This window comes from Apibacter sp. HY039, from assembly GCF_004023655.1.
Classification (GTDB): domain Bacteria; phylum Bacteroidota; class Bacteroidia; order Flavobacteriales; family Weeksellaceae; genus Apibacter; species Apibacter raozihei.
The window spans coordinates 1-5,628 of the sequence record NZ_SAYM01000012.1; the positions used below are offsets into that span (position 1 = coordinate 1).

A 5,628-nucleotide genomic window follows, 5' to 3' on the forward strand; every position below is an offset into this window, starting at 1 on the left:
CTTAAAGAGAGAATATAAAAAAAATTGAATCATTCAAAAACCATCAGAGCGATAGAGCTAGGTATAGAATTGGTTATAGATATAACTATAATGGTTTTTATTGAGTAGTAGAAATAGAATTAAAAAAGATAAATAAAATAAAAAAACCCTTAATCATTTCTGATTAAGGGTTTTTATGTTTAAAAATCCGGCGGCGTCCTACTCTCCCGCAAGTAGCAGTACCATCGGCGCAGTCAGGCTTAACTTCTGTGTTCGGAATGGGAACAGGTGGGCCCTGACGCTATAACCGCCTAAAATATCTTAATGGGATTTTATATAAATAAATTGAACCTTCCAGCTTCCTGAAAAACGGCTTGTTTTTCTGTATGTTTGTTTTAATACTATTGGACGAAACCTACGGGTAATTAGTACTGCTCGGCTGGGACATCGCTGCCCTTACACCTACAGCCTATCAACGTGGTGATCTCCCACGACCCTTAAAAGAACTCTCATCTTGCGGCGAGTTTCGCACTTATATGCTTTCAGTGCTTATCTCATCCAAACTTAGCTACTCAGCGGTGCACCTGGCGGCACAACTGATACACCAGAGGTTTGTTCAACTCGGTCCTCTCGTACTAGAGTCAACTCCGCTCAAAATTCTAACGCCCGCAATAGATAGAGACCGAACTGTCTCACGACGTTCTGAACCCAGCTCGCGTGCCACTTTAATGGGCGAACAGCCCAACCCTTGGGACCTTCTCCAGCCCCAGGATGTGACGAGCCGACATCGAGGTGCCGAACCTCCCCGTCGATGTGAGCTCTTGGGGGAGACTAGCCTGTTATCCCCGGAGTACCTTTTATCCTATGAGCGATGGCCCTTCCATGCGGAACCACCGGATCACTATGTCCTGCTTTCGCACCTGTTCGGCTTGTTGGCCTCACAGTCAAGCACCCTTATGCCATTACACTCTACGCACGGTTGCCAAGCGTGCTGAGGGTACCTTTGAAAGCCTCCGTTACTCTTTTGGAGGCGACCACCCCAGTCAAACTACCCGCCACGCAATGTCCTTCTTTTGCAGAAGTTAGGCTCCAGATAAATAAAGGGTGGTATTTCAACGTCAACTCCACGACTCCTAGCGAAGCCGCTTCATAGTTTCCCACCTATCCTACACATCATTTACCCGAAGTCAATACGAAGCTATAGTAAAGGTTCACAGGGTCTTTTCGTCCCATTGCGGGTAATCGGCATCTTCACCGATACTACAATTTCACCGAGCTCATGGTTGAGACAGTGCCCAGATCGTTACACCATTCGTGCAGGTCGGAACTTACCCGACAAGGAATTTCGCTACCTTAGGACCGTTATAGTTACGGCCGCCGTTTACTGGGGCTTCAGTCAAATGCTTTGGATTGCTCCGAACATCCTTCCTTAACCTTCCAGCACCGGGCAGGTGTCAGACCCTATACGTCATCTTTCGATTTTGCAGAGTCCTGTGTTTTTGATAAACAGTCGCCTGGGCCTTTTCACTGCGGCTCCCGTTTTACGGGGAGCGACCTTTCTCCCGAAGTTACAGGTCTATTTTGCCTAGTTCCTTAACCATGATTCACTCGAGCGCCTTAGGATACTCTCCTCATCCACCTGTGTCGGTTTTGGTACGGGCCACTGTAAACTAGCCTTAGAAGTTTTTCTTGAGAGCTCTTACCTACACTATCCATTCGGCCGAAGCTTCCTGGTACTATCACATTCGGCATCCTTGACGCATTTAACTATCAAAGATATACCTACACGCTTTAACGTACTATTCCGTCAGTACGCGGTAGTTTCATTACTCTGTCCCTCCTTCGAATTTACAGCGGGTATCGGAATATTAACCGATTGGCCATCGACATCTCCTTTCGGATTAGCCTTAGGACCCGACTAACCCTCAGCTGATTAGCATAGCTGAGGAAACCTTGGATTTACGGCGTGGGGGTTTCTCACCCCCATTATCGTTACTTATGCCTACATTTTCTTTTCTGTCTGCTCCAGCATGAGTCACCTCACACCTTCGACGCCAACAGAATGCTCCCCTACCGAAATATATTATTTCGCAGAGCTTCGGTAGTATACTTATGCCCGAGTATTATCCATGCCGGACCGCTCGACTAGTGAGCTGTTACGCACTCTTTAAATGAGTGGCTGCTTCCAAGCCAACATCCTAGCTGTCTGGGCAGTCCGACCTCGTTTTTTCAACTCAGTATACATTTCGGGACCTTAGCTGCTGCTCTGGGTTGTTTCCCTCTCGGACATGGACCTTAGCACCCATGCCCTCACTGCTAAGAAACATATAATAGCATTCGGAGTTTGTCAGGATTTGGTAGGCGGTGAAACCCCCGCATCCAATCAGTAGCTCTACCTCTATTATACTTGTCTTAACGCTGCACCTAAATGCATTTCGGGGAGTACGAGCTATCTCCCAGTTTGATTAGCCTTTCACCCCTAACCACAGGTCATCCGAAGACTTTTCAACGTCAACCGGTTCGGTCCTCCACTTTGTGTTACCAAAGCTTCAACCTGCCCATGGATAGATCACAAGGTTTCGCGTCTAATCCCACTAACTATAACGCCCTATTCAGACTCGCTTTCGCTGCGGCTCCGTAGCTGAACTACTTAACCTCGCTAGTGAAATTAACTCGTAGGCTCATTATGCAAAAGGCACGCCGTCACATCTTACGATGCTCCGACCGCTTGTAAGCGTACGGTTTCAGGATCTATTTCATCTTTCTTATCGAAATGCTTTTCACCTTTCCCTCACGGTACTAGTTCGCTATCGGTCTTTGAGGAGTATTTAGCCTTGGAGGATGGTCCCCCCATATTCAGACAGGATTTCACGTGTCCCGCCCTACTCATTGTCATTTATTTATGAATTTCACTTACAGGACTTTCACCTTCTCTGGTTACTTTTTCCAAAGTATTCTGTTACGCATAGATAAACTTTTGGGCTATTCCGATTTCGCTCGCCACTACTCTCGGAATCTCGGTTGATTTCTTTTCCTCTTCCTACTTAGATGTTTCAGTTCAGAAGGTTCGCCTCCCTTGCGGGATACTGTACTTAGGTACAGTGGGTTGCCCCATTCAGACATCTGCGGATCACTTCGTGTGTGCCAATCCCCGCAGCTTTTCGCAGCTTACCACGTCTTTCTTCGCCTCTCAAAGCCTAGGCATCCGCCGTACGCTCTTAACGATTTCTTTCCTTAGCCGCCTTTCAGGACGGCTGCTCGGTTTAATTTCTTTATATAAAATCCCAGTAATGTCAATGATCTGTATAACAACACTTGTTATAATCTTGTATCTTTTATAAAAATAACGCTTTTTCGTTTTTTTTATTCATACTTGTGGAGAATAAGGGAGTCGAACCCTTGACCTCCTGCGTGCAAGGCAGGCGCTCTAGCCAACTGAGCTAATTCCCCTTGGTCATCTTGTAGTCTCAGGCAGACTCGAACTGCCGACCTCTACATTATCAGTGTAGCGCTCTAACCGGCTGAGCTATGAGACTCTGTCTGTTTGGTCTTTCCTGTACTTACTTTAAGCTCTTTCTGTCTTTCCTGTGCTCGTAGATGGTTCCAGGGGTGTGTTATTATATTGTGTGTTTCTTTTTTTATTTTTCTTTGCTTTCATGTGACACTTGATATTTTTTAAACTTATTCTTTATTACTATATATTAATCATTATAATTAATTATAGCTTAAATAATAAACAGACAAACTCCTGGAATAAAATAATTCCATTTGGGTTATCTTGTGATAACTCCTGTACTCTAAAAAAGAGATGTTCCAGCCGCACCTTCCGGTACGGCTACCTTGTTACGACTTAGCCCCAGTCACTAGTTTTACCCTAGGCAGCTCCTTTTACGGTCACCGACTTCAGGCACCCCCAGCTTCCATGGCTTGACGGGCGGTGTGTACAAGGCCCGGGAACGTATTCACCGCATCATGGCTGATATGCGATTACTAGCGATTCCAGCTTCATAGAGTCGAGTTGCAGACTCCAATCCGAACTGAGACCGGCTTTAGAGATTCGCATCACATCGCTGTGTAGCTGCCCTCTGTACCGGCCATTGTAGCACGTGTGTGGCCCAGGGCGTAAGGGCCGTGATGATTTGACGTCATCCCCACCTTCCTCGCGGTTTGCACCGGCAGTCCCATTAGAGTTCCCGACTTGAATCGCTGGCAACTAATGGCAGGGGTTGCGCTCGTTATAGGACTTAACCTGACACCTCACGGCACGAGCTGACGACAACCATGCAGCACCTTGAAAATTGTCCGAAGAAATACCTATTTCTAGGTACGTCAATTCCCATTTAAGCCCTGGTAAGGTTCCTCGCGTATCATCGAATTAAACCACATGCTCCACCGCTTGTGCGGGCCCCCGTCAATTCCTTTGAGTTTCAACCTTGCGGTCGTACTCCCCAGGTGGGATACTTATTACTTTCGCTTAGCCGCTGAGCCCTAAAGCCCAACAGCGAGTATCCATCGTTTACGGCGTGGACTACCAGGGTATCTAATCCTGTTCGCTCCCCACGCTTTCGTCCATCAGCGTCAATCGGTATTTAGTAACCTGCCTTCGCAATTGGTGTTCTGTGTAATATCTATGCATTTCACCGCTACACTACACATTCCGGCTACTTCAATACTATTCAAGACTTGCAGTATCAACGGCAGTTCTACAGTTAAGCTGTAGGATTTCACCGCTGACTTACAAATCCGCCTACGGACCCTTTAAACCCAATAAATCCGGATAACGCTTGCATCCTCCGTATTACCGCGGCTGCTGGCACGGAGTTAGCCGATGCTTATTCGTATGGTACCTTCAGCTATCTACACGTAGATAGGTTTATCCCCATACAAAAGAAGTTTAAAACCCATAGGGCTGTCGTCCTTCACGCGGGATGGCTGGATCAGGCTCTCACCCATTGTCCAATATTCCTCACTGCTGCCTCCCGTAGGAGTCTGGTCCGTGTCTCAGTTCCAGTGTGGGGGATCACCCTCTCAGGCCCCCTAAGGATCATCGTCTTGGTAAGCCGTTACCTTACCAACTAACTAATCCTACGCATGCCTATCTCTATCCGATAAATCTTTGAATAAATAGTAAGGTTACTACTTAGTATATCCGGTATTAATCCGGGTTTCCCCGGGCTATCCCAGTGATAGAGGCAAGTTACATACGCGTTACGCACCCGTGCGCCGGTCTCTCAAGAAGCAAGCTCCTTAATACCCCTCGGCTTGCATGTGTTAGGCCTCCCGCTAGCGTTCATCCTGAGCCAGGATCAAACTCTCCATTGTAAAATTTTTGTTTCTTTAACATGGTAGTTATCCCTAAAACTCAAATGGAATTAACTTTGTTTTTATTCCAGGTTTGCTGTTTTGTCTTTTTATCTTGTGTCTCTTTTTTCATTCTTAAAAAAGAAACTTTATGTCAACGATCTTCTTTGTTTGCGCCCCTTCGCTACTTTCGTTATCTCAGTAATTCCGGATTGCGAGTGCAAAGATACAGACTTTTTCTTATCCTCCAAATATTTCTGTACTTTTTTTTGACTTTTTTTAACCCCAAACCTATAACTCGCTATTAAACAATTAGATAAATTATTAACTTTTTCTAACCTTTTTTTT

At 46.0% G+C, this 5,628-nt stretch carries 1 protein-coding gene, 2 tRNA genes and 3 rRNA genes; all 6 read right to left on the bottom strand.

The genetic code is table 11. The annotated features are described in order from the left end of the window. Positions 1-185 precede the first annotated feature (185 nt). Positions 186-294: ribosomal RNA gene (gene rrf, locus EQ921_RS14635) — 5S ribosomal RNA — on the bottom strand. Between the two features lie 90 nt (positions 295-384). Continuing rightward, positions 385-3,211 (bottom strand): 23S ribosomal RNA (locus EQ921_RS14640). A 144-nt stretch (positions 3,212-3,355) separates the two neighbouring features. Further along, positions 3,356-3,429, bottom strand: a tRNA-Ala gene (locus EQ921_RS14645). A gap of 12 nt (positions 3,430-3,441) precedes the next feature. Beyond that, positions 3,442-3,515: transfer RNA gene (locus EQ921_RS14650), tRNA-Ile, on the bottom strand. 265 nt (positions 3,516-3,780) lie between these two features. Further along, positions 3,781-5,301 (bottom strand): 16S ribosomal RNA (locus tag EQ921_RS14655). The 16S, 23S and 5S rRNA genes sit together here with 2 tRNA genes alongside, the layout of an rRNA operon. A gap of 128 nt (positions 5,302-5,429) precedes the next feature. Beyond that, a partial coding sequence (locus EQ921_RS14850) for a hypothetical protein (RefSeq protein ID WP_221410506.1) occupies positions 5,430-5,628 on the bottom strand: 199 nt, incomplete at its 5' end.